We start from the raw sequence: 21,918 nt of genomic DNA on the forward strand, positions 1-21,918 counted from the left end.
AATAAAAACGCAGGTGCCGTTATTTGCGCTGTCAACAATCAATGAGATGATTGTTTAACAGTTACCGAGCCTAACATAAGGACTGATTAGCAGGGCTTTAAAGCCTAAATGCACTATCAGATATTATGGCGCAACACCTCTCGGAGGTCGTTATTGTAATTGATGAGTCATGAATTGTCACCTCTTGGATAACATAAATAGCTGACGGTATAGGCACGTAAGATGGGAAGCGGTAATATGTAGCAATAAAAAAGGCCATCGATGGATGACCTTTTTTATTCTCATTTCAGACAGTCCAAATAGTACTAAGAGAAAATTAGTACCAGTTATAGGTTAGAGATGTGAAGAAGTTGGTGCCGTCTTGATTGTAACGCGAAGCATATTGACCAAAACTCTCATTAGTTGAGTAATCTACGTTAGTCAAATTGTTAATACGACTTGTCCATGTCAGATTTGGACTCAAGTAATAATTACCACTGATATTGAATAACGTATAGTCCTCTATAAAAGTGCTATTATCTGCAACATTATAGGTTTTACCCACATATTCTGCTTCAGTACGAATATCGAACTCTGCAGCTTGGTAACCTATATATACCAGGCCAGTATTTTCAGGGCGATACACTAATTGTTTGCCTTTGTTAGCTCCTGAGTCCTCTTCAGCATTGGTGCGAGTGTATTGACCACCAAATAAAATATTACTGAGCTGCCAGTCTGAGGTAAAGCTATAACCTGACAAGCTTGCTTCATCAATGTTCAGTGCTTGATATTTGTCAATACTATCATCGTATCTGTTATCAATAAGATTGTCGACATCACTATTAAAACCAGTCAAACGAGTAGTTTGTATCGTATTGGTAGATTCAATAAACACTTCTAGGTTTTTACTCTTCTCGACTTTTAAATCTTCATTTGGAACATAGTAAGCACTCTCGATGTATAAGTCATTGAGAGTAGGCGCTCTATAACCAGTAGCGAAGCTAGTACCTAGGCGTAGGCTAGGCGCTAGCTTTACAGCATAACCAAGACCAAATGTAGTTTCGTGACCAAATTGTGAGTTATCGTCGAAACGAACATTGGCTTGAAAATCGTAAGCATCCTCATTTACTTGATAACCAGCAAAGCCACTCTTAATATCACGGTCATTTATTTTATAGCTGTCTTTACCACCAGCGCTAGGAGTATTGTCCGTAAGCTCTACTTCCTGCTGCAACCATTCGGCACCCGCTTGAAATTGTCCTATAGGTAATTTATAAGTGCTTATCAAATTCGCCTGTTTCTGCTTGGTTTCAAAGGCATCGCCCACTTTGTTATCAATCTTATCCAAGCTCTGACCCGCTGATAGTCGTACTGTCAGCTTATCGTTTTCGTATTGTGAAAATGCTGATACGGCACCATTCTTTTGATCAATCTCTGCATTGGGACCTGGTCCAAAACTAAAGTTATCAAACTCTGTCGTTGACTTAGAGAAAAGTCCAGTTGCGCCAACGCTTATATTTTGAGTAATAGGCATACTAGCATTTAAGGCAAAGTTATTGCTCTCAAAGCCATCGTCATCTTTATCATTGCCTGTTCGGTTGTCAAGCGCGCTGATACCTTTGGTTTGATTCCGACTAGCGGAAAGACTCAGTTTTGCGCCTTGAGCATTTGTAAACTGCGCTGTTGCACCATAAACATAGTGGTCATGTGAGCCAACACCTGCGGTCACAGAAAAATTAGTTTGATCGACGTCACTGCCTTTAGTAAATATTTGAATGACGCCGCCCATAGCATCTGAACCATAAATGCTAGAGCCTGAAGCACCGTATAAAATTTCAATACGATCAATTTGATCGGTCGGTAATAAGGCTAAAGCGGGCTGACCTGTTGACATTGAGCCATAACGAACACCATCTATTAGCACTAATACACGCTTACTATCATAGCCGCGAAGATAGAAATTACTGCTTTGACCCATACCACCATCTTGTTTAATGCTAAATCCTGGCTGCCGTCTAAGTACTTCTAAAACCGTCTGACCTTGAAAGCGTTTTAAATCTTCTTTATCTACAACCCGAGTTTGTGCAATCACATTGCTGGTTTTAGTGGGGGTACGGGTTGCTGTTACGATGATTTCATCAAGCTCAACTTGTGGTAGCCCGCTATCGTTAATAGTAGCAACGTCAGGTGTCACTGCCATTGCTGTGTTAACCGCAAGTAAACCTAATGCGCTTAAGATACTCAAACGAAGGTAGGTACGTGAAGATGAACGTGATAAAGACATAGTCAATTCCAAAATAATCATATTAAAAAATGCAGGAAAAAAAGTAACCATACTGACGTTAATATGGCTAAAAATTACAAAAAACAGTAGACAAGCAAAACTGCGTTCATTATCTACAAAACAGACCGCTTTATAAACCACTTTAACCTAATGTTTATTCACGGTAAGCTGAGTAGTTTTCATGATAGATTGCGGTTTATTCATTTAATGATTGTCACTCTCATTCATAGTAGACATTGAGAAGGAGTGTCGTGAAAGGTAAGAAAAAATTAGCAGTCATAAGCAAAGGTGAGAGCAGATAACTCACATAGATGACCATAAAAACGTGTAATCAAAAGCACTGCTGTTATAAATAATTGCTATTATAGGGAAGTGCTCATTTGTTCTTCGTTGTACCATTCATAATGCTAAGAGGTTTGTTTTGTCTATTAAGTATCGCCTGATTCCTATGATTCCCAGTCCCGAGTTGTCTTCACCATACTCAATCATCAAAATGCCACTAATGGCAATTTTATTTTTGCTTGTGATGCTGTTGAGTGCGTTGTTACCCAATAATGCATTTGCTGCTGAAGCTAGCGCACTGGGAATGGGTGGCAGTACCAGTGAGGAGTCGGCGAGTACGCCGATACCAGATTCATTCGGACGCGATACACCGCGCCATACCGTACAGGGCTTCATCAGTGCGTTAGGTGAAAATGACTATCTGCTGGCGAGTAATTATTTAAACTTATCAAAGTCTGACAATCCAACCACAATCGTTCGTCAGTTTAAGCAAGCGCTGGATGCAGGTGGGCGTTTTCAGCCTGATTTGCAGATTAATAATACGCCTGAGGGCAACCTAACTGATCAGCTACCGCCAAGCCAAGAAAACGTCGGTGCGATTAATGTGGGTGAAAAAAGTGTGCCACTGATACTTGAAAGAGTGGTATCTAAGCAAGGAGAGCAGTACTGGCAGTTTTCTACAGATACGCTCAGCTCAATACCAGAAGTCATAGAAAATACCGAACCAACGTTAGTGTCTCGCTATACTTTTGATTCATTAGAAGGCAAAAAGCTGTTTGGCTATCAAGTGGCGGATTTAGCCGCAGCGTTAATGATGACTGTCGGCAGCTTTGTGTTTACTTATATCATGGTATGGCTGCTGTACCATCTATTACGAATCGTCTATCCTCGTGTGCGCGGCGTACCATTGCCATTACCTGATAAGGTCGTATTGCCACTGGCAGTGGTCATTATGGCGCTGATACTGTCAGAAGTGATGGTATATGCAGGCGTGTCGGTGACGCTACGTGAACCGATCAATCGTTTTACTGAGATTGCATCTTGGCTTGCATTGACTTGGTTGCTGTTACGAGTCATCGATGCCATATTCACTCGTGCGGTAAATTTAAGTTATAAGAAAAATTATACTGAACGTGTCTCTATCTTGGGGCTGCTACGCAAAGTGGTCAAAGCGTTGCTGCTGATCTTTGCCGTGATTGTTATCTTCGGTAATTTGGGTTTTGATTTGACCACGGGTATTGCCGCCTTGGGTGTGGGTGGTTTGGCATTAGCACTGGGTGCGCAAAAAACCATCGAAAACCTTGTTGGTAGTGTCGTGGTCGTGGCGGATTCGCCCGTACGTATTGGTGATTATTGTAAGTTTGGCACTTATGAAGGCACAGTCATTGATATTGGTATTCGCTCATCACGTGTGCGCACCTTGACGCGCACTGTTGTGACTGTACCAAACGGTGATTTTTCATCAATGCAAATTGAAAACTTTACATCCCGCGATATGTTTCGCTTCTTCCATCAGTTATATATCAAACGCACTGCTGATATTGATGTGGTCTTTAAGATGGTCAAGGACTTGGATGAGTTTATAGATGAGCATTATTTGACCAACCAAGAATGGAATCAGGTCAATATTTTAGAGCTACGTCAAGACTGCTATATCATTCAATTACAAGCGTATGTTAATGCTAATGGCGTGACTGAGTTCTATGACAAACAGAACGTTTTGTTTGTTGATTTATTGAACCAAGTGGCGAAATATGATGTCGAGCATGCCTTGCCAACGCAGCAGCTTATTGTCAATCAAACTGAGCTTGAACATCACATAGAAAATGAAATGGAAAATAAGAATAAGGAAGACAACGTCGCCGAAACGACAAAAGACATGTCAAACGATGACCATGCTGATGATGATGCTAGCGACAATAAGGATAACAGCAACGATGATAAGCATGCCGTGGACTTGAGTAAAGATAAAGATAACGTCAAGACAGATGAAAAAGGCAGCCAGCGAACCTCTAAATCAGTCAAGAGCAAAAAAGACAATGCGTTAAAGACATTGAGAAATAAAAGCCGTATGATAAAGAAAATCAAGTTCAAGTACGCAAAAAGAAAATCTGGCTTTTCTATATGGAATCAGCCATAAAATTATGGATTAAAAACGGTATAAGATAAGCACTTGAGGTAAGTATCAAGCGTTCATCTTATACCATTCACAAAAATTAGAGCAGCAAAGAAAACAAATACTAAATTCTAGACTAAGCGAGTTTGATAAGGTGAATCATCACTTGGGTATTTGGCATTATAAAGGGACAGCGGTTTGATTACGTAATAAGCCGTAGTATGACCATAGCAACAGACTGGCAGCGCTGCGATGTGGTGACCAATCTTGAGTTAGATTCTTTAACTGTTTCGGCGTTGGGCGTTCCGTTAAGTCTAATAACGCCATCGCCGCTACTTTAATCGCTAGATCATCGACCGCAAGTACGTCTGCACGTTTCAGAGAGAATAATAAATACATCTCAGCCGTCCAGCGACCAATACCAATAACGGCCGTCAGCACTTCTATTGCTTCTTCATCAGGCATAATTTTTAACGCAGCAAAGTCTATATCATGATCGACTAATGAGCGAATGTAACGGGTTTTTTGTTTAGATAACCCTTGCGCTCTTAAGTCTTCATCTGTTGCTTTGATAATTGCCTGTGGATTCGTTAAGGCGGCATCAACTAGTCTTTGCCAAATACTGGCTGCTGCTGCCACAGACAGCTGTTGACCAACCATTGCTCGCATCAACTGCTCAAACCCACCGACATTATGCCGTAGACTGGGCATACCAACTTGTTCATAGATAGACAAAAATCTTGGCTCGATAACAATCAAAGCCATGATATGTTCATGTAGCTGTTGCGTGTTCTGAATGGTCTGTATGCTCATAAATACTTATCCTGATTTATGTAAATACCGCTATCGCTAGATGTTAAATATAGTGTCTGTAGTAGATAAGAATTAAATAGTGATTTTAAAATGAGCATAACAAAAAGGACTGCCAATAAGCAGTCCTTTTGATTCTTCATACTAACTCTAACACTAAAAATTATTCACCATCAGCTTTAGATTTTTTGAGCAGTACCAATACAGCACCGTTACCACCATCTTTTGGCGGTGCAGAGCAAAATGCCAATACTTCTGGTAGTTGACGCAGCCAACCATTGACGCAGGTTTTTAAAATGGCTTCACTGCCTTTACCATGGACGATTTTTACCATGGTCTCGTTTTTCTGTTTTGCTTGGCTTAAGAGTTGAGTCATTGCCACGCGCGCCTCTTCGATGGTACAACCATGAATATCTACGGCGTCATACCAACGTAGCTTGCCTTTTTTAAGCTGATCAAAGATTTTATTCTGCAAAGTCGGCTGTTTGTAAGATAAATAGGCCTCAGCAGCGACAGGGTTGAGTAGTGCTTGCATATCTGACAAGCCAGCTCCCAAATCACTCGCTTCACTACCTTGCGCAGCAGCACGTTTAGACAAGGTGGTCGCATCAGGTTTGCCCGCTTTGCTAGCATTGGCAGGTGAGCGTACGTTTTTGTCTTCAAGCTGATTGACGCCATGCATTGCTTGCATAAACAGCACTTTGTCATCGTCAATATGCTCGCTAGCCATTTGCTTGACAGTCTTGTTTACTTGCTTTTGCGTGGGCAATGATACAGGCTCAGTAGGCTTTTGGTTTTCATCTTCAGGCGAATTGGTATCGCGACCTTTGCTAAGTTGGCCTTTTAGCTCTTTGAGCTGGTCTTGCATTTCTTTTGAAAATAGAGAGTTTGACATAGAAGTTAACGTATCGTTGGTTGATGAATGATTGATTGATTGATTTAAACTGTTCAATAGACTTAAGCCACTTTACCCGTCTGCTGCGACGCCCGCAAGTAAGGATTGTAACGCTTGTCCAGGATGGTCAGTCTTCATGAACTGTTCACCGATTAAAAAGTGCTGAATGTCATTATCTAACATCAAACGAATATCAGCGCTATTATGAATGCCACTTTCGGTGACGATAAGCGGTTTAAGCGTGCTATCCACATTAGCTGCCAGTGCGTCGATTAAAATATTTTTTAGATCCAGCGTGGTTTGTAAGTCGACATCGAAAGTATTCAAATCACGATTATTAATACCGTAAATATTATGCGCTGAGCGCGGTAGCTGTAGCGCACGTTCAAGTTCGAATTGGGTATGGACTTCTATCAATACATCCATACCCAATTCGATACTTAGCGCATGCAGCTCTTTTACTTGGATGTCGTCAAGGCAGGCCATAATGAGTAAAACACAGTCAGCGCCCATCAGATAAGATTGATAGATCTGGTACACATCTATCATAAAATCTTTACGCAGTATGGGTAAGCTTACCGCATTAGCTGCTTGAATAAGATAGCTATCATCACCTTGGAAATAATCGCGATCAGTCAATACAGACAGACAGCTGGCACCTGCTTGCTCGTATTGCTTGGCAAATAGAGCTGGCGCGAAGTTGTGATTGATAACGCCTTTAGAAGGAGAGGCTTTTTTAATCTCAGCGATGATACCAATACCATGCTCTTTAGTGCTAGCCGCTCGTAGCGCCGCCGCGAAGCCACGACGTGGTTTGTTATCCGCCGCTACTTGTGCTTGTAAATCTTCAAGAGATAATACCTCGCGTGCGGCATTTACTTCTTCCACTTTAGTGGCGACAATGCGTTGCAGTACGGAAGGAATATCTGTCTTAATTTCTGTATGAGTCATGCGGGTATCCGAATATCGTTGAATGTAAATAGACAAAATAGCTAGAGTGCACAGTAATGGTGCTTAGCCGTTAAGCATGAGTCACCAGTTGCTGCGTGTATGTGGCGAGAGACTCGAGCTTGAGTAGGGCATCACCATTCTGAATGACTTTTTGTGCCCGACTCACACCATTAGCATAGTTGCTGGCAAGCCCTGCGGTATATATGGCTGCACCTGCATTTAGTGCAATCATATCACGTGCTTTAAGTACAGCACGGTCTTGAGAGTTTTCTCCTGATAGAGCCGCGCGAATCAGCTCAAGACTTTGCGCTGGAGAATCTACATCGAGACCGATAAGGGTTTGTGACTCAATACCTGCATCTTCTGGCATCATCTCATAAACAGATATCTCACCGTCTTTTAATTCAGCGACAGTGGTTGAGGTAGCGAGACTGATTTCATCCAAACCGTCTTTTGCGCCCACAACCATGACATGACGTGCGCCTAAGTTCTTCATGACTTTAGCGATAGGCTCGCACAGCTGAGCGGTAAAGACACCGATTACCAGATTGGGTGTGCCAGCAGGGTTGGTTAATGGTCCTAAAATATTAAAGATGGTACGCGCTTTGAGCTCGCGGCGTACTGGATTGGCATAACGCATGGCACTGTGATGATTGGGCGCAAACAAAAAGCCGATACCTTGGTTTTCGATACATTCTTTAGATTGCTCAGGGGTAAGCGCCAGACTGATACCTGCTTGCTCAAGCAAATCTGAGCTACCAGAGTTGGTAGAGACGCCGCGGTTACCATGTTTGGCCACTTGCGCACCAGCAGCGGCAGCAACCAAGGCTGATGCAGTAGAAACGTTGAATAAATTGGCACCATCACCGCCAGTTCCGACGATATCGACTAAGTAATCACAGCCCCGTGGTTCGATATTGGCTGCTAACGCACGCATTGCACTGGCAGAGGCAGTAATCTCATCGATGGACTCACCTTTCATACGTAGACCAGTCAAAATAGCACCCATCATGGCGTCGCTGCATCTGCCTTGCATGATAATCAGCATCACCTGATACATCTCATCAAAGGTTAAATCAATGTGCTGAAAAATTCGCCCCAAAGCTGTCGTCAGTAGCGTATGTGTCTCTTCATCAGACAGTTGAGCAATGTTAGTTGGGGTAGGGCTTTCATTTGTTTTTATTGTACTCATTATGATCTCTCTTAATATTTTTATCCGTTAATCTTAAATTATCAATAGAATAGTTTTGATTTTAATTTTGTTATTAACGCCGTTTTTAGAACATACTTTAATAAACTGTTAGCCGACTTGTGGTAGTTCATCTGAGGTTAGGACTGACAAATGATGCGTTTGCAAAAAATTGTTGAGCAGCTGATAACCTGCTTCGCTTAAGATAGACTCAGGATGGAATTGTACCCCTTCTATCGCAAACGTTTTATGACGGATACCCATGATTTCTTCAATACTGCCATCACTGTTTTGTGTCCATGCGGTCAGCTCAAGACAGTCGGGCAGGCTGGCTTTATCAATGACAAGCGAATGATAGCGCGTGACTTGTACGGGATTAGGCAAGCCTTCAAAGACACCTTGGTCAGTATGATAGACGGCGGATAAGCGACCGTGCATGACTTCGCCAGCCTTGACCACTTGTCCACCAAATGCTTGTCCAATTGCCTGATGTCCTAGGCAAATACCTAGTATCGGTATCACGCCCTGAAAAGTCTTGATAGCTTCTAGAGAGATACCAGCCTGATCAGGATCGCAGGGACCGGGACCAATGACGATCGCATCTGGCGCAAGGGTTCTAATATTTTCAATAGTGGTTTGATCGTTACGCCAGACGGTGATGTCCTGCTGTAATTCACCGAAGTACTGTACAATATTGTATGTAAAGCTGTCGTAATTATCGATCATTAGAATCATTAGCGTTCTACTTATTGGGTTCTACTTATGGAGATGGTTATATAACGCCGTTATCTTACCACTATTTTGTAGACTATCAAATGTAGGGTGCAGGCGACCCAAATAAGCGGTGAATAACAATAAATTTTGCTTGTTAGATGACATTCGTTAACATCTCAAACGCACTAAAAAAGTACATAATTTTTATTTATGCACTAAATATGCATTAATTTAGTGCAGTCATGCGTTAGTAATGCCTCTGGGTAAATAATTTGCATGACACTTCTGATGATAAATATACGGCTGTAATATTGTCAAAGGTATTATAAGTTGCTGTAATTATTGTTAATAGCTGTCCTTTTATCATCTATATTTTCAGCATTATAAAAAACTGGCATAGCCTTTGCATTATTACTGTTATGATTATCTTTGGTGATAAAGTGGTTCAATACTTATTATCAGCAAGTGCCTGAAGAGTTCAGCATAATGAGTGATATGTTGTTAGAATAATATCGAACCAAAACACTGGCGGGTCTTATTAAGCGCATAACTCAGATGACTATCTTGATTAATAATATTGACAGTGCTGAGAATAAGCATAATATTAAACAGGATATTTAGCGCTAAACGCAGCACTGACTGTTATTAAACCAGAGATTTTTAACCAACAGATTGTACCTATAATTTTAAATCGCAATAATCTAATCAACACAACGGAGACTATTTATGTCGAACAAACTACTAGATCTTATCCAATCCTCTAATGCTAAATGGGTTGATTTTCGCTTCACTGATACACGTGGTAAAGAGCAACATATCAGCTTTCCAGCGCATAGCGTTGACGAAGAAGTGATGGAAGATGGCAAGATGTTTGATGGCTCATCTATTGCTGGTTGGAAAGGTATCGAAGCGTCAGATATGATCTTGCGTCCTGATCCAGAGACGGCTTTTCTTGACCCGTTCTTTGATTCACTTACCGTAGTTGTTACTTGCGATATTATCGAGCCATCAACGCTACAAGGTTATGATCGTGACCCACGTTCTATTGCGCGCCGCGCCGAAGAGTACTTGAAGTCAACAGGCATTGGCGATACTGCTTATTTTGGTCCTGAGCCTGAGTTTTTTATATTTGATGATGTGAAATGGTCAATTGACATGTCTGGCGTTAGCCACAAGATCACGGCTGAAGAAGCGGCATGGTCGACTAATAATGACTATGAGTGGGGCAACATGGGACATCGTCCACGTGTTAAAGGCGCTTACTTTCCAGTACCGCCAATCGATAGCTCGCAAGACATGCGCTCTGTTATGTGTGAGCGTTTAGAAGAAATCATCGGTGAAGGCTGTGTCGAAGTTCATCATCATGAAGTTGCGCCTTGCCAGTCAGAAATTGGTGTCGCTTTCAATACGTTAGTCAAAAAAGCCGATGAAGTACAGCAGCTAAAGTATGTTGTGCATAATGTTGCGCATCAGTTTGGCAAAACGGCTACCTTTATGCCAAAACCAATCGTTGGTGACAATGGTTCAGGCATGCACGTGCATATGTCAATCTCCAAAGATGGTGTCAATACTTTCTCAGGTGATGAATACGCTGGTTTGTCTGAATCTGCACTGTATTTCATCGGTGGTATTATTAAGCATGCGCGTGCGTTGAATGCGATTACCAACCCATCGACTAATAGCTATAAGCGCCTAGTACCGCATTATGAAGCGCCTATCAAACTTGCGTACTCAGCGTCTAACCGCTCAGCGTCTATCCGTATTCCACATGTTAGCAGCCCAAAAGCGGTACGTGTTGAAGCACGTTTCCCTGATCCAGCGGCCAACCCATACTTAACATTTGCAGCGTTACTAATGGCAGGTCTTGATGGTATTCAAAATAAAATACATCCAGGTGAAGCGGCTGACAAAAACTTGTATGACTTACCACCAGAAGAAGAAGCACTCATCCCAACCGTTGCGGAGAGCTTAGAAGTTGCATTACAAGCCTTGCGTGATGATCATGAGTTTTTGTTAAAAGGTGATGTATTCACTGAAGATATGTTAGAGGCGTTCATCGCTTTGAAAGAAGAAGAAGTGCAACGTGTCAATGTAACCGTGCATCCCGTTGAGTTTGACTTATACTACAGCTGCTAATTTATAGCTAAAACACTCAGTTATTTTGAGTCATAAAAACCAGCTAAGTTATTCTTAGCTGGTTTTTTTACGTCTCAATAATAATTTGCTAAATCAACGGATCTGTCCTCTTTGAAATTATTACTGATTTAACACCCAAAGTATCGCATAATAGATATTCATAATATTAGGTACTCATTAGGTTGACTGACTATGACTTCATTATCAAAACCGGTTTTTTCAAACAGTAAGTTAGGGTTGGCACTGATTGCTGCTACGATGGTTAGTATGGCAACTCTCTATGCCCCTTTGGCAAATGCCGCGCCTATCTATAAAGTTATTGACGAAAAAACAGGTCAAGTCACCTTTACCGATCGCCCGCAAAATTATGAGCAGCAGGCAGGTAAAAAAATCAGCCAAACGGGTGTCACGACGAAAGAAAGTCGCGTCAGCTCAAGTAACAGTGACAACACGAGTAGTCCGCCTTCTTCTAGTAATGTTAATACGACTACGCAAAATACGGCTGCTAAAAATAGCCCTGTCGCCAAACCAGCCGTCAATTATCAGCTTGCTATTACTGAACCAAGCGCAGAACGTGCATATCGTCGCCCAGCCCAAAGCATTGATGTCAATGTGCAAGTGAAGCCGAACTTACAAGCAGGTGATAGCGTTAGTATTTATTTGGATGGTAATGAAGTCGCGCAAGGTCTCAGCGCATCGATTGCAACGGTAGATGTTTTACCAGGATCGCACAAGATAAAAGCCGTGTTAAAAAATGAGAAAGGTCAAACACTCAAACAAGTAGAGCGTACGGTTTATGTGATTCAAAACAATACAACATTGCAAAATAATAAGAAAATCGCGCAACAGCTTTTAGCTTATCAGAATCTACCTTGGTATCAAAAAGTACTGTTAAAAATGCGTCAAGAGGGCAAACAACCGAATATGCAATCATTTACTAAGCCTATAGTGGATAAACCTATGACGCTTGAGCAACCGGTGATAAATTAACTTGTAGTCAATGTGTCAATTATGGATAAGCATAAGAACTCATACAAAGTAGAGTAACTTTATAAGTTAATTTCTTCTATATAAATATAAAGGCAAGCGCTGATGGCAGCACTTGCCTTTATATTTATCAGGATATTTATCAATTCTATGTATTTATAACTTATTTAGTCAATTCAATCGTACCATTAGCAGTCACTGAGATAGTACTATTACCAGATTCAAAACTTTGGCTAGGTACTGATTCGTCTGCTGCGCCTGCTTTCATGCTCATAGCACTATACATCGGACGTGGGTAGTTGCTACCTGTATTTAGATTCACATTGACGACACGATAGCTACGAGCATCCCAAGCGCGTGTTAGGTTTTTCGCTTGTTGCTGAAAAGCACGAGACGCATTGGTCATCAGCTTTTGCTCAAGCGCATCCTTTTTGGTATCTGAGACACCAAAGTTCAGATTGTCCATCACCAGCGTTTCTTGTAGGTCAGCGATAAGTTGGCTGGTTGCTGCAAAGTCGGTGCTCTTTAAATCGATGTTTGCTTGTCCTGTCCAGCCAATGATTTTGTCATTTTTATCATAGCGAGGGTAGGTGCGCTGTTGTCCGGTACTCACGGTGACCGTTGGATAGCGCTTAGCAATTTTCATGGCATTATTAATTGAGGTGTTGAGCGTTGTCGCTAGAGTTTTAGAATCCGTTGCCTGCGCTTTTTTATATAAGCTGGCTCGTACTTCATCATTCTGGATTTCTTCTTTTACTTCTGTCTGAAAAGTAAGCTGATCGTAGCCTGTTGGTTCTGCATGCGCGCTACCCATCATGGCTGTGAGTAAAAATGCAGTACCAGTCGTTAGAGCGGCTTTATTAAGTAAAGTGGTTTTCACAATGATCTCCTGAGTGAGTTATATCAATAGTATTTAGGTGAGCCATACCATAGGTAAGACTCGCCTTATTATGAGAAGCTGTCCATTTTAGTTATTAGTTGATACCGAGTATGCTCAGCTTCCTCAACTAAAATAGCAAAATTTAACAGGCTTGCTGTGAGAATTTTGTCACCTAAGTTACAGGGCGTTTTGAGGTAATAGAAAGAGTTTTACGATAGGGGTTGTAATATTTAAAAATTCTTGTATAATTTGCAACTGGTGGCTCCATTGGTAGCCTCGCAACATTGTTCTATGAACCCCGCCAGGACCGGAAGGTAGCAACGGTAATAGTCACAGTGTGTGCCGAGGATTTGCTTTTGGAGTCGCTTTTTTTTGCCTAAAATTTGATACCTGTTTTGATATTTAATCAAAAATGCTCGTTTGATCTATTAAGCCCTTCATTGTAAAGGGCTTTTTTTCGACCTTTTTTTGTCCGATTTTGACCTTTGATTGATTAATATGGGTTAAAATACAATGTATTAACTTTTATTAACATTCTGGACACTTTAGGGTTTTCTTATGAAGATGTTTGTTTGGTTGTTCATTGCCTTTGTGCTACTAGTGATTGTGTTTGGCGTATCTATATTTAATAAATTGGTACGCGCTCGCAATCAAGCGAAAAATGGTTTTGCTCAAATAGATGTACAACTGAAGCGCCGTCATGATTTGATTCCAAATTTGGTTGAAACTGCTAAACGCTATCTGACGCATGAAGAAGAGACGCTGACCCGTGTGATTAGTGCACGTAATCATGCCCAGAGCTTGCAAGACTCCAATACACATCAGCCAGACTCGCTTGAGCATATGGCGCTATTTGCCAAAGCTGAGAGTATGCTGTCTAAAGCGTTAGGGCAGTTTTCAGCGGTTGTGGAAGCTTACCCTGAGCTAAAGGCGGACAGCATGATTAAAGAGTTGATGGATGAGCTGACCAATACTGAGAACCGCATTGGCTTCGCCCGTCAGCACTATAATGACAGCGTGATGTTCTACAACAATGACCGCGAGGTATTTCCCAACAATCTTATTAGTACGACTTTTGGCTTTCGCCCGTTAAGCCCGCTAGTTTTTGAAGACAGAAAGGTGATCGCTCAAGCACCTGTCGTCAATATGGGCTGATATTGAATTATATTCATATGTTCAGATGCGTTTAGCTATTTTTAAGTCAGGCATATAGATGGATTTTTTTGGTGAACAACGCACCCGTACCCAGCGAAGTCTGTTGCTCTATGGGCTATTTTTTCTTATTGTCTTTGCCCATCTGGCAGTAGCGCTGGGTATCATGGCGCTGCTGCTAACGATATTTACTGGTGGCATTTATCATTGGGTGTTGATACTGGTTGCTATCTGGACAATCGGTAGCTTTGTGATCGGTAGTTTTTTAGAGTACAGACGTTTAGAAGCGGGCGGTCGCGCTATTGCTCAGCGTGTGGGCGGGGTTCGGCTGTTTATCGACCACAGCCAAGATGCGTGGGAGCATAGTCAAGGGGTTGCCCATCAGCATGAGCCTATACCAAAGGTTCGTTTCAGCGCCCACCATATCGCCGTGCGTAATGAGCGAGATTTTCCGCCTGTCTACCGTCGTTATTACGAGATTGCCCAGCAGCTAGCCATTGCTTCAGGTGTACGTATGCCGATTCTCTATATACTGCCTGATGAGCAAGGTATTAACGGCTTCGTTGCTGGTCGTCATAGTCAAGATATGGTGTTGGTCGTCACTCAAGGCGCGATTGATAAGCTGTCCGATGAGGGGCTGTATGGGCTGATAGGGCATGAATATGGTCATATCTTGCATGGTGATGCGACATTTAATTTGCAACTGATGGTGGTGCTGGCAGGCTTGCAATTACTCTATGACTGGAGTGATTCTATTAATAATTTTGGCGCTGGTAATCAACGCAGTCATCAGAATAGCCATCACAATTATTTTGATGATGCGGTCAATCGACGCAATCTCTTGTCACAAAGAGTCGTCGATAGCCATGCGCGTAGCACTGAAGCCCAAACCGCCAACTTTACCACCCATAGTGAATGGGTAAGCTATTGGCAAAGTCAATCACAAAGCCAGCAGTCGTCAGCTAAGAGCCAGTCACGATGGCTACAAAATAATAATAAGTTCGATAGTCAAGCACCGCGCAATATTTGGACGTTGTTAATACATGGATTGAGTTTTTCGAGTATGGCCAGTGCGCAACTGATTAAACACAGCTTTAATCGCCAGCGTGAATTGCTTGCCGATGCGACCAGCGTGCAGCTGACACGCTCGCCGGCTATTATGGAAACCTTACAAACCATTCATCAAGATTCGCTTGGTTCGCGCTTAACCAGTATCGCCGATATCAATGGTCTTAGTCACTTCTTCTTTGCCAGTAGTGGTGCTGATTTGGGTGACGTCTCTTGGTTTGCCACCCATCCGAGCTTGGCTGAGCGAATGAGTGCCATTAATGCCAACGCTTATCATGATTTTGCGGTACAAGTGGCTAAAGAAAAGCGCATAAATCAACAGAAAATAAAAGAGATATATGAGCAGCGGCGATTAGGGGATTGGGGCGTCATAAAAGCAAATAGCCTAAGCAAAAATAAACAAGAAAAAAATAGCCAATCATCAATATTTGAAACTCAATCAGCGTTAAATAACAATAAAAGCCTTACTAATAACAGCAATGATGTTATAGACAAAAAAATTACTGCTTTTCCTGCAAATGAAATAAAGAATGAGTTGGACGAAGATAAGGGGCTAGAGTTTGTTATCGAGAAAGATGTCATTGTTGAAGGACGTTTACAGATTCAAGCGCAAAATACCGGTATTCATCAGTTGCTCAAGCCATGGCAAGCAAAACATGATAGCGATTTGCCATCGGATAGATTGATTGGTATCGACGATAGACAAAAAGTTTCACTGCCGCAGTATATACTCAATCACAGTTATCACCCGCTCGGGGCGCAAGCTTTGATTGAAGCTGTTATGTTATGCCATCAAGGTCGCATATTATCAACGACTGAGAGTTATGACTTGAGTGATATCTGGCTTGAACTTGCTAACGATAAAACGTCTGCTGCTGAAATCGATAATAACGCTAGCGCTAATATTAGCAGCCACCCCCAATTTTTAGCGCATACGATAGATCATAGATTATTAGCGGCAGTGGCACATCTTGATAGGCGTTTAGACAACGCATTGATTGCATTGGCAATAAAGCAATTGAGTCAGCATAACCTGTCAGAAACTGCTATCAATGAATCACGCTTAAGATATGAAGCGAGTCATAGCAATCAAGATCATCAACATTATGTGCAGCAAAAAAAGTGTCGTACAATGCTGATGCGCTATCAACAGGGTATCATTGAGCTATTTGAACACTACCTAACGGCGGATTTAAGTCAACATTTCGCTGATAACATAGCCAGTGAAGATGGTGCTATGGATAAAATTAAGCCAGTATCAACGCACTCAGGAAAAATCGACTCTCGGTTGCCACCGATTTTATCATTATGGCAAGCGCTACAGTTGCAGCAATTATTACCTATATTGTCTACTGTATTGAACGAGGAACACGTGCATGCTCAGCCTCAGCTATTATGGTTATGGCAGCAAACATTGCAAGCGGGTAGAGATGATATTTATGACCAGCTTGACCCTTCAGGACAGGTATTTGATGGTCTCGATGTTGCCGCGAAAGCAATGCTTACTTTATTGGCTTATCGCCTATCAAAAGATGTCAAGGGTCAGGTCGTATCAGCACTAGATAGCTCAGTACACATTTCAGCACCTACTTCAGTACTCGGCTATAATAATGACAGTGTTGCTCACTATCTTGTGGATTTGCGGCGTCATGCACGTTTGATTGATATTGACTTAGCCGCTGTTAGTGACGCAAATTTGCAATGGCTACTATTGACTGTGCAAAATATAAATAGTGTCCAATTATTGGCAGTGATAGAAGTGGTGTCTATTTTTATAGCGCCTGCCAGTCAGTCGCCTGCATCAGAAGCCAAACGTAATGATAATTATAGACAGAGGCAACAGGGCGGCGATCAAATAGATTATAATGCTCATAGACAAGACGGAAATGCAGATAGTGTAGATAAGGCGGGCAATGATAGTCTGCGCCATTCTTATGCTTATCATACTTACCGGCAATGGCTGAGTACATTGCATACGGTGATGTTACACGATACGATAGTCAGTCAAGATGAATATGATTGCTTGTCCATATTAGCCAATCATTGGTTAGGCGTTCGGCAGCTTTTTTGAACAATATCATTGACGGCATTTAAGTATTCTTTTTTAAATTGAATGGACTATATTTTTAATCCTTTTTTTTAACATCGTTCTCTAATATTGTTCCTTGCCATTAAAAGTCAGTAAATCCATTTTAGATAAGTAGGATAGTAAATAAGCATGAGTGATATCCAAGAGCCGCTAGTTGTATTACAGCATCGTATGCAGCAGCGCCAGATTTTAGCGATGATGGGTATCACTCAGTGGGTGCAGCCGAGCTCTGAAACTATGAATATCGCAGATATTTCTGCGCCTACTCTGGCTGATCCGGCTACCACTAACTCGACTATCGTTAATACCAGCACGACCTATATTCCTGCTGCTGCGACCACTGAACAGCCAAGTGTTAAGTATCCCAATGGTGATGATATAAGCGTTGGGATGTCGCATTCAGCATCTGCTGATTCGCTATCAGGTATAGTGGATGATGAGTCTGCTAATCACTATTATGATGCTAATAAGATAGGTTTAAACCATTCTGACCAGCAAAGCCCTGTTACTTATAATTTTGACTCGACTACTCCTGACATCTCTAAGCCCGCCGTGACTTCCCTTGTAAATACTGTCGTTCAGCAAACTGCGATTGGTAATGTAAATAATACTGCAAGCTTTGAAGATGGCAGTTTTAAAGAAGAGGGCTTTCAAGAGGAAAGCTTTAAAAAGGTAGCACCCTTTGATTTACAAGGTGGTCGCTATGGCGATTGGGTGATTTTGGTGGATATCCAAGCCCTTAATCATGACAGCCAAAAACTGTGGCAAAATATTACGCAAGCGTTATCCATCAGTTGTGAGACGACCTCATTTCCTATTTGTGAAGGTATGGATACGGCTGAGCTTGCCAATGCCAGCCTTGCTGGATACGTCTTTAAAATTGGCCGTAGCGAAGAGATACAGGTAGTGACATTGACCGCACTTCCTGAAGGTTTGGAACATCCTAACCTGACGACTGCACCCACGTTGGATGAAATGCTTACTGATAGTAATCTCAAACGTCAGCTTTGGGAGCAGTTATCGAGTCAGAGTTAAAGGCTTGCCACTTACTATGACAGAGATTAAAAAATAACGATAAAACTCACCTTCAACATTTAACCTTTAATAACCACGATGACTTCATCATATTTAGGATATTGATTATGACCACTAAAGCCGCTCCTAACCGCGTACCCAATTTTTCAGCGGGACCTGCTACTATACCGACGGCCGTATTATCACGCGCTCAAGAAGAGTTGCTTGATTGGCAGGGACGTGGCATGTCGGTCATGGAAGTGAGTCACCGTAGTAAAGAATACATCGCGATTACCGAAAAAGCCGAAGCCAAATTGCGCTCGTTGATGGAGATTCCAGATAACTATAAAGTGCTGTTTTTACAAGGTGGCGCTAGCTTACAGTTTTCAGCGATTCCATTAAACTTGCTAAATAGTGGGCGCGCAGACTATCTAACGACGGGTGCATGGTCTGGTAAAGCGGTCAAAGAAGCCCAGCGCTATGCCAAACTAGGTCTTGGTGAAGTTAACGAAGTTGCAACAGGCAAAGGTAGCAGCTTTACTGATGTACCAGCCGAGAGCGAGTGGAATATTAGCAAAGATGCCGCCTATTTTCATTACTGTGCCAACGAAACCATTCATGGTTTGCAAATATTTGAGCCGCCACAAGTCGATGCGCCGATTGTCGTTGATATGTCTTCTTGCATTTTGTCACAGCCTATTGATGTCTCTAAATTTGGCATGATTTACGCGGGCGCGCAAAAAAATATCGGGCCAGCAGGTCTGATTATCGTGATTATCCGTGAAGATTTATTGGGCAAAGCGAGTGAATGGTGCCCACTGCTGATGAACTATGAGCACCAAGCTGAAAAAGAATCCATGTCAAACACACCAGCGACGTATTCTTGGTATTTAGCAGGGCTGGTGTTTGATTGGCTAGAGGAGCAGGGCGGCGTCGCTGCTATCGGCAAAATCAACCAACAAAAAGCCGATTTACTCTATAAAACGATTGATGATAGCAGCTTCTATAGCAATCCAGTTGACCCCAAATATCGCTCTATCATGAATGTGCCTTTTACCTTAGCCGACAGCAGCCTTGATAAAGTATTCTTAGAAGAGTCGGAAGCGGCAGGCTTGATGAATCTAAAAGGTCACCGCGATGTGGGCGGTATGCGTGCCAGCATTTACAATGCAGTGTCATTAGATTGGGTGCAGCAGTTGGTTGACTTTATGATTGCGTTTGAGAAAAAACACGCATAAATTATGTATAGACTTTAAAATAAAAGACGCAGCTTTTACAAGCTGCGTCTTTTTTTATACGCGTTAGTATTCTTTTAAGATAAATGATGCATCATGTAGCAACTCTAACGCTGCAAACCATTAGGTTAAAAAACCTAAGTTTGTTATGATAAAATTCTGCAGCACTCACTCTTTTCAATTATATGGTAGCACTTAAGTAAAATTTCATCATATTCATTGGGCTAGTACAAGGGTTTGTTATAACTTTATTATGATAAAAAACACCATACTAAAAGCCGTCTTGCTTGCCATTACTATTAGCTGGATACCAGTTAGTATGGCGGTGCCAATCACTACTACTGCGCTTGGTCATAATAGTACCACTGAGTATATTGACGTGCCATATATGCCCTATGCCAATCCAAAGGCGCCCAAAGGTGGTACATTATCACTGGATGCACGCGGTACCTTTAATGCGGCCAACAAGTGGATGACCACAGGTGTGGCGATGGTTGGCACCGATTATCTCTATGACACCTTGATGACTGGCTCATTAAATGAAGCCTTTACCATGTATCCGCAGCTGGCAACCAAAGTAACTTATGATCCCGACGATACTAGTTGGATTATTTACCATATTAATCCTGCTGCGCGCTTTTGGGATGGCACGCCGGTCACCAGCAGTGACGTCAAAGCGACTTATGATGCACTGTTAAATAAAGGTCCGATGTATATTCGCAGCTATTTGGGTGATATTAAAAATATTGAAATTATTAATAAGCAACAAGTAAAATTCATCTTTAACTCTGATGACAATAAAGAGATTTTATTAACCGTCGGACAGTTTCCTATTTTTGCTAAGTCCTCTATCGATACGGATTTTGAAAAAATAACGTTGACGCCATTGATGGGCAGTGGACCTTATAAGTTAGGACGTGTCGATGCAGGGCGCTCGGTCAGCTATGTACGTGATCCCAATTATTGGGGTCGTGATTTGATGGTCAATCGCGGTCGTTATAACTTTGATATGATTAAGTTTGTTTATTATCAAAGCGATGAGATTGCCTTTGAAGGTTTTAAGTCTGGTCAATATCGTTTTCGCCCTGAGAATAAAGCGTCGAACTGGGCAACGGGTTATAACTTCCCTGCAGTCAAGGCAGGTCTTATCAATAAAGAAACCATAAGCAGCGAAAACCCAGTACCAATGCAAGGTCTGGTCATGAATATGCGACGTCCCATCTTTCAAGATATTCGCGTTCGCCAAGCACTGAGCAAGGCTTACGACTTTGAGTGGATGAATAAGACCTTGTTTCATGGGCAGTATGAACGCTTACAGAGTTTCTTTCATGGCTCTGAGCTTGCCGCAACAGGGATGCCGTCTGCTGAAGAGATGCAGGTGCTTACGCCTTTATTACCCAAGCTTGAACCGCTGCAACGTCAAGCCGTATTAATGGAGTGGCAATTGCCGACCAGTGACGGTAGTGGCTTTAACCGTAAAGAGTTACTAGAAGCACGGCAGCTGTTGCTAGATGCTGGATTTTATTATAACGATATGAAGCTATATCAGCCCAATGGACAACTTGCTCAGATTGAGGTTTTAATGATGGGCGATACTATGGGTCGGGTGCTGCTGCCATATATTCGAAATCTAAAGCGCTTGGGATTTGATGCCACGTTACGTCAAGTCGACGGACCACAATATTATGAGCGGGTACGCCGTTTTGACTACGACATGATAGTTGATAAATTTGCTCAGAGTTTATCCCCTGGTGCAGAACAAGTTGGCTTTTGGGGTAGCTCAGCGGCTGACCAAGTGGGTAATAGAAATACTATCGGCATCAAAAACCCAGAGATTGACGCGGTGATAGAGCAGCTTGGTAATGCTAAAACTCGCGACGATACTATATTATATACTCAGGTGCTCGATCGCCTACTACGTGCTGGTCATTATTTAGTGCCTTTATACGGCAAATCAGCGACCAATGTCGCCTATTGGGATCAATATCGTCATACTGAAAAACTGCCCTCTAATGCCATCGGTATTGACTACTGGTGGACGGACAAAGAAGCAGAAGCACGTGTTAACCAATACTTGAAGCAATGATTTAGAACAATGAATGAAATAACGCTGCATCTTAAAATTTTATTTCGTTTA

Annotated in this window: 15 protein-coding genes and 1 other RNA gene; 9 read left to right on the forward strand and 7 right to left on the reverse strand. The window is 42.1% G+C overall.

The genetic code is table 11. The features are described from left to right. Nucleotides 1–316: 316 nt before the first annotated feature. Entirely contained in the window at nucleotides 317–2,263 is a 1,947-nt protein-coding gene (locus JMW94_RS03275; protein WP_201601087.1) for a TonB-dependent receptor domain-containing protein, read from the reverse strand. A 448-nt stretch (nucleotides 2,264–2,711) separates the two neighbouring features. On the opposite strand from JMW94_RS03275, the gene JMW94_RS03280 reads away from it, so the two are divergent. Beyond that, nucleotides 2,712–4,685, forward strand: a complete 1,974-nt coding sequence (locus JMW94_RS03280) for a mechanosensitive ion channel domain-containing protein (protein ID WP_201601367.1) — start codon at nucleotides 2,712–2,714, stop codon at nucleotides 4,683–4,685. Nucleotides 4,686–4,841: 156 nt separating this feature from the next. Here the strand turns inward: JMW94_RS03280 and JMW94_RS03285 are convergent, their stop codons facing one another. The 5 genes from JMW94_RS03285 to JMW94_RS03305 form a co-directional block, all read right to left on the reverse strand. Next, a complete protein-coding gene (locus tag JMW94_RS03285) occupies nucleotides 4,842–5,474 on the reverse strand; it encodes a DNA-3-methyladenine glycosylase family protein (RefSeq protein ID WP_201601090.1) in 633 nt (210 codons plus the stop codon). A gap of 160 nt (nucleotides 5,475–5,634) precedes the next feature. Next, nucleotides 5,635–6,366, reverse strand: coding sequence for a Smr/MutS family protein (locus tag JMW94_RS03290; protein ID WP_055124887.1), 732 nt, complete (start codon nucleotides 6,364–6,366; stop codon nucleotides 5,635–5,637). A gap of 72 nt (nucleotides 6,367–6,438) precedes the next feature. After that, nucleotides 6,439–7,317 carry an indole-3-glycerol phosphate synthase TrpC gene (trpC, locus tag JMW94_RS03295; RefSeq protein WP_201601093.1) on the reverse strand — a complete coding sequence of 293 codons (879 nt, stop codon included), beginning with the start codon at nucleotides 7,315–7,317 and terminating at the stop codon, nucleotides 6,439–6,441. 70 nt (nucleotides 7,318–7,387) lie between these two features. Next, the gene (trpD, locus tag JMW94_RS03300; RefSeq protein ID WP_201601108.1) at nucleotides 7,388–8,509 is read right to left on the reverse strand and encodes an anthranilate phosphoribosyltransferase; all 1,122 of its coding nucleotides are present in this window, start codon (nucleotides 8,507–8,509) and stop codon (nucleotides 7,388–7,390) included. Between the two features lie 108 nt (nucleotides 8,510–8,617). Then, entirely contained in the window at nucleotides 8,618–9,241 is a 624-nt protein-coding gene (locus JMW94_RS03305; RefSeq protein WP_201601111.1) for an anthranilate synthase component II, read from the reverse strand. Nucleotides 9,242–9,946: 705 nt separating this feature from the next. On the opposite strand from JMW94_RS03305, the gene glnA reads away from it, so the two are divergent. Both glnA and JMW94_RS03315 read left to right on the forward strand, forming a co-directional pair. After that, nucleotides 9,947–11,356, forward strand: coding sequence for a type I glutamate--ammonia ligase (gene glnA, locus JMW94_RS03310; RefSeq protein WP_055124883.1), 1,410 nt, complete (start codon nucleotides 9,947–9,949; stop codon nucleotides 11,354–11,356). Nucleotides 11,357–11,548: 192 nt separating this feature from the next. Beyond that, a complete protein-coding gene (locus JMW94_RS03315) occupies nucleotides 11,549–12,346 on the forward strand; it encodes a DUF4124 domain-containing protein (protein WP_201601114.1) in 798 nt (265 codons plus the stop codon). A 160-nt stretch (nucleotides 12,347–12,506) separates the two neighbouring features. Here the strand turns inward: JMW94_RS03315 and JMW94_RS03320 are convergent, their stop codons facing one another. After that, entirely contained in the window at nucleotides 12,507–13,160 is a 654-nt protein-coding gene (locus JMW94_RS03320) for an SIMPL domain-containing protein (RefSeq protein ID WP_413786180.1), read from the reverse strand. 328 nt (nucleotides 13,161–13,488) lie between these two features. Here JMW94_RS03320 and ffs point away from each other — a divergent pair. The 6 genes from ffs (at nucleotide 13,489) to JMW94_RS03350 (ending at nucleotide 21,867) form a co-directional block, all read left to right on the forward strand. Next, nucleotides 13,489–13,585, forward strand: an RNA gene (ffs, locus tag JMW94_RS03325) — signal recognition particle sRNA small type. A gap of 196 nt (nucleotides 13,586–13,781) precedes the next feature. Beyond that, complete coding sequence (locus JMW94_RS03330; RefSeq protein ID WP_083475715.1) at nucleotides 13,782–14,378, forward strand: LemA family protein; 597 nt, start codon at nucleotides 13,782–13,784, stop codon at nucleotides 14,376–14,378. A 58-nt stretch (nucleotides 14,379–14,436) separates the two neighbouring features. Next, complete coding sequence (locus JMW94_RS03335) at nucleotides 14,437–17,514, forward strand: M48 family metalloprotease (protein ID WP_201601129.1); 3,078 nt, start codon at nucleotides 14,437–14,439, stop codon at nucleotides 17,512–17,514. Nucleotides 17,515–17,661: 147 nt separating this feature from the next. Then, nucleotides 17,662–18,567 (forward strand): hypothetical protein, encoded by a 906-nt coding sequence (locus tag JMW94_RS03340; protein ID WP_201601132.1) that lies wholly within the window; start codon nucleotides 17,662–17,664, stop codon nucleotides 18,565–18,567. Between the two features lie 107 nt (nucleotides 18,568–18,674). Next, nucleotides 18,675–19,784, forward strand: a complete 1,110-nt coding sequence (gene serC, locus JMW94_RS03345) for a 3-phosphoserine/phosphohydroxythreonine transaminase (protein WP_201601135.1) — start codon at nucleotides 18,675–18,677, stop codon at nucleotides 19,782–19,784. Between the two features lie 250 nt (nucleotides 19,785–20,034). After that, complete coding sequence (locus JMW94_RS03350) at nucleotides 20,035–21,867, forward strand: extracellular solute-binding protein (protein ID WP_201601137.1); 1,833 nt, start codon at nucleotides 20,035–20,037, stop codon at nucleotides 21,865–21,867. The last annotated feature ends 51 nt before the right edge of the window (nucleotides 21,868–21,918 follow it).

Origin of the sequence: Psychrobacter immobilis, from assembly GCF_904846185.1 — a bacterium.
GTDB lineage: Bacteria > Pseudomonadota > Gammaproteobacteria > Pseudomonadales > Moraxellaceae > Psychrobacter > Psychrobacter immobilis_B.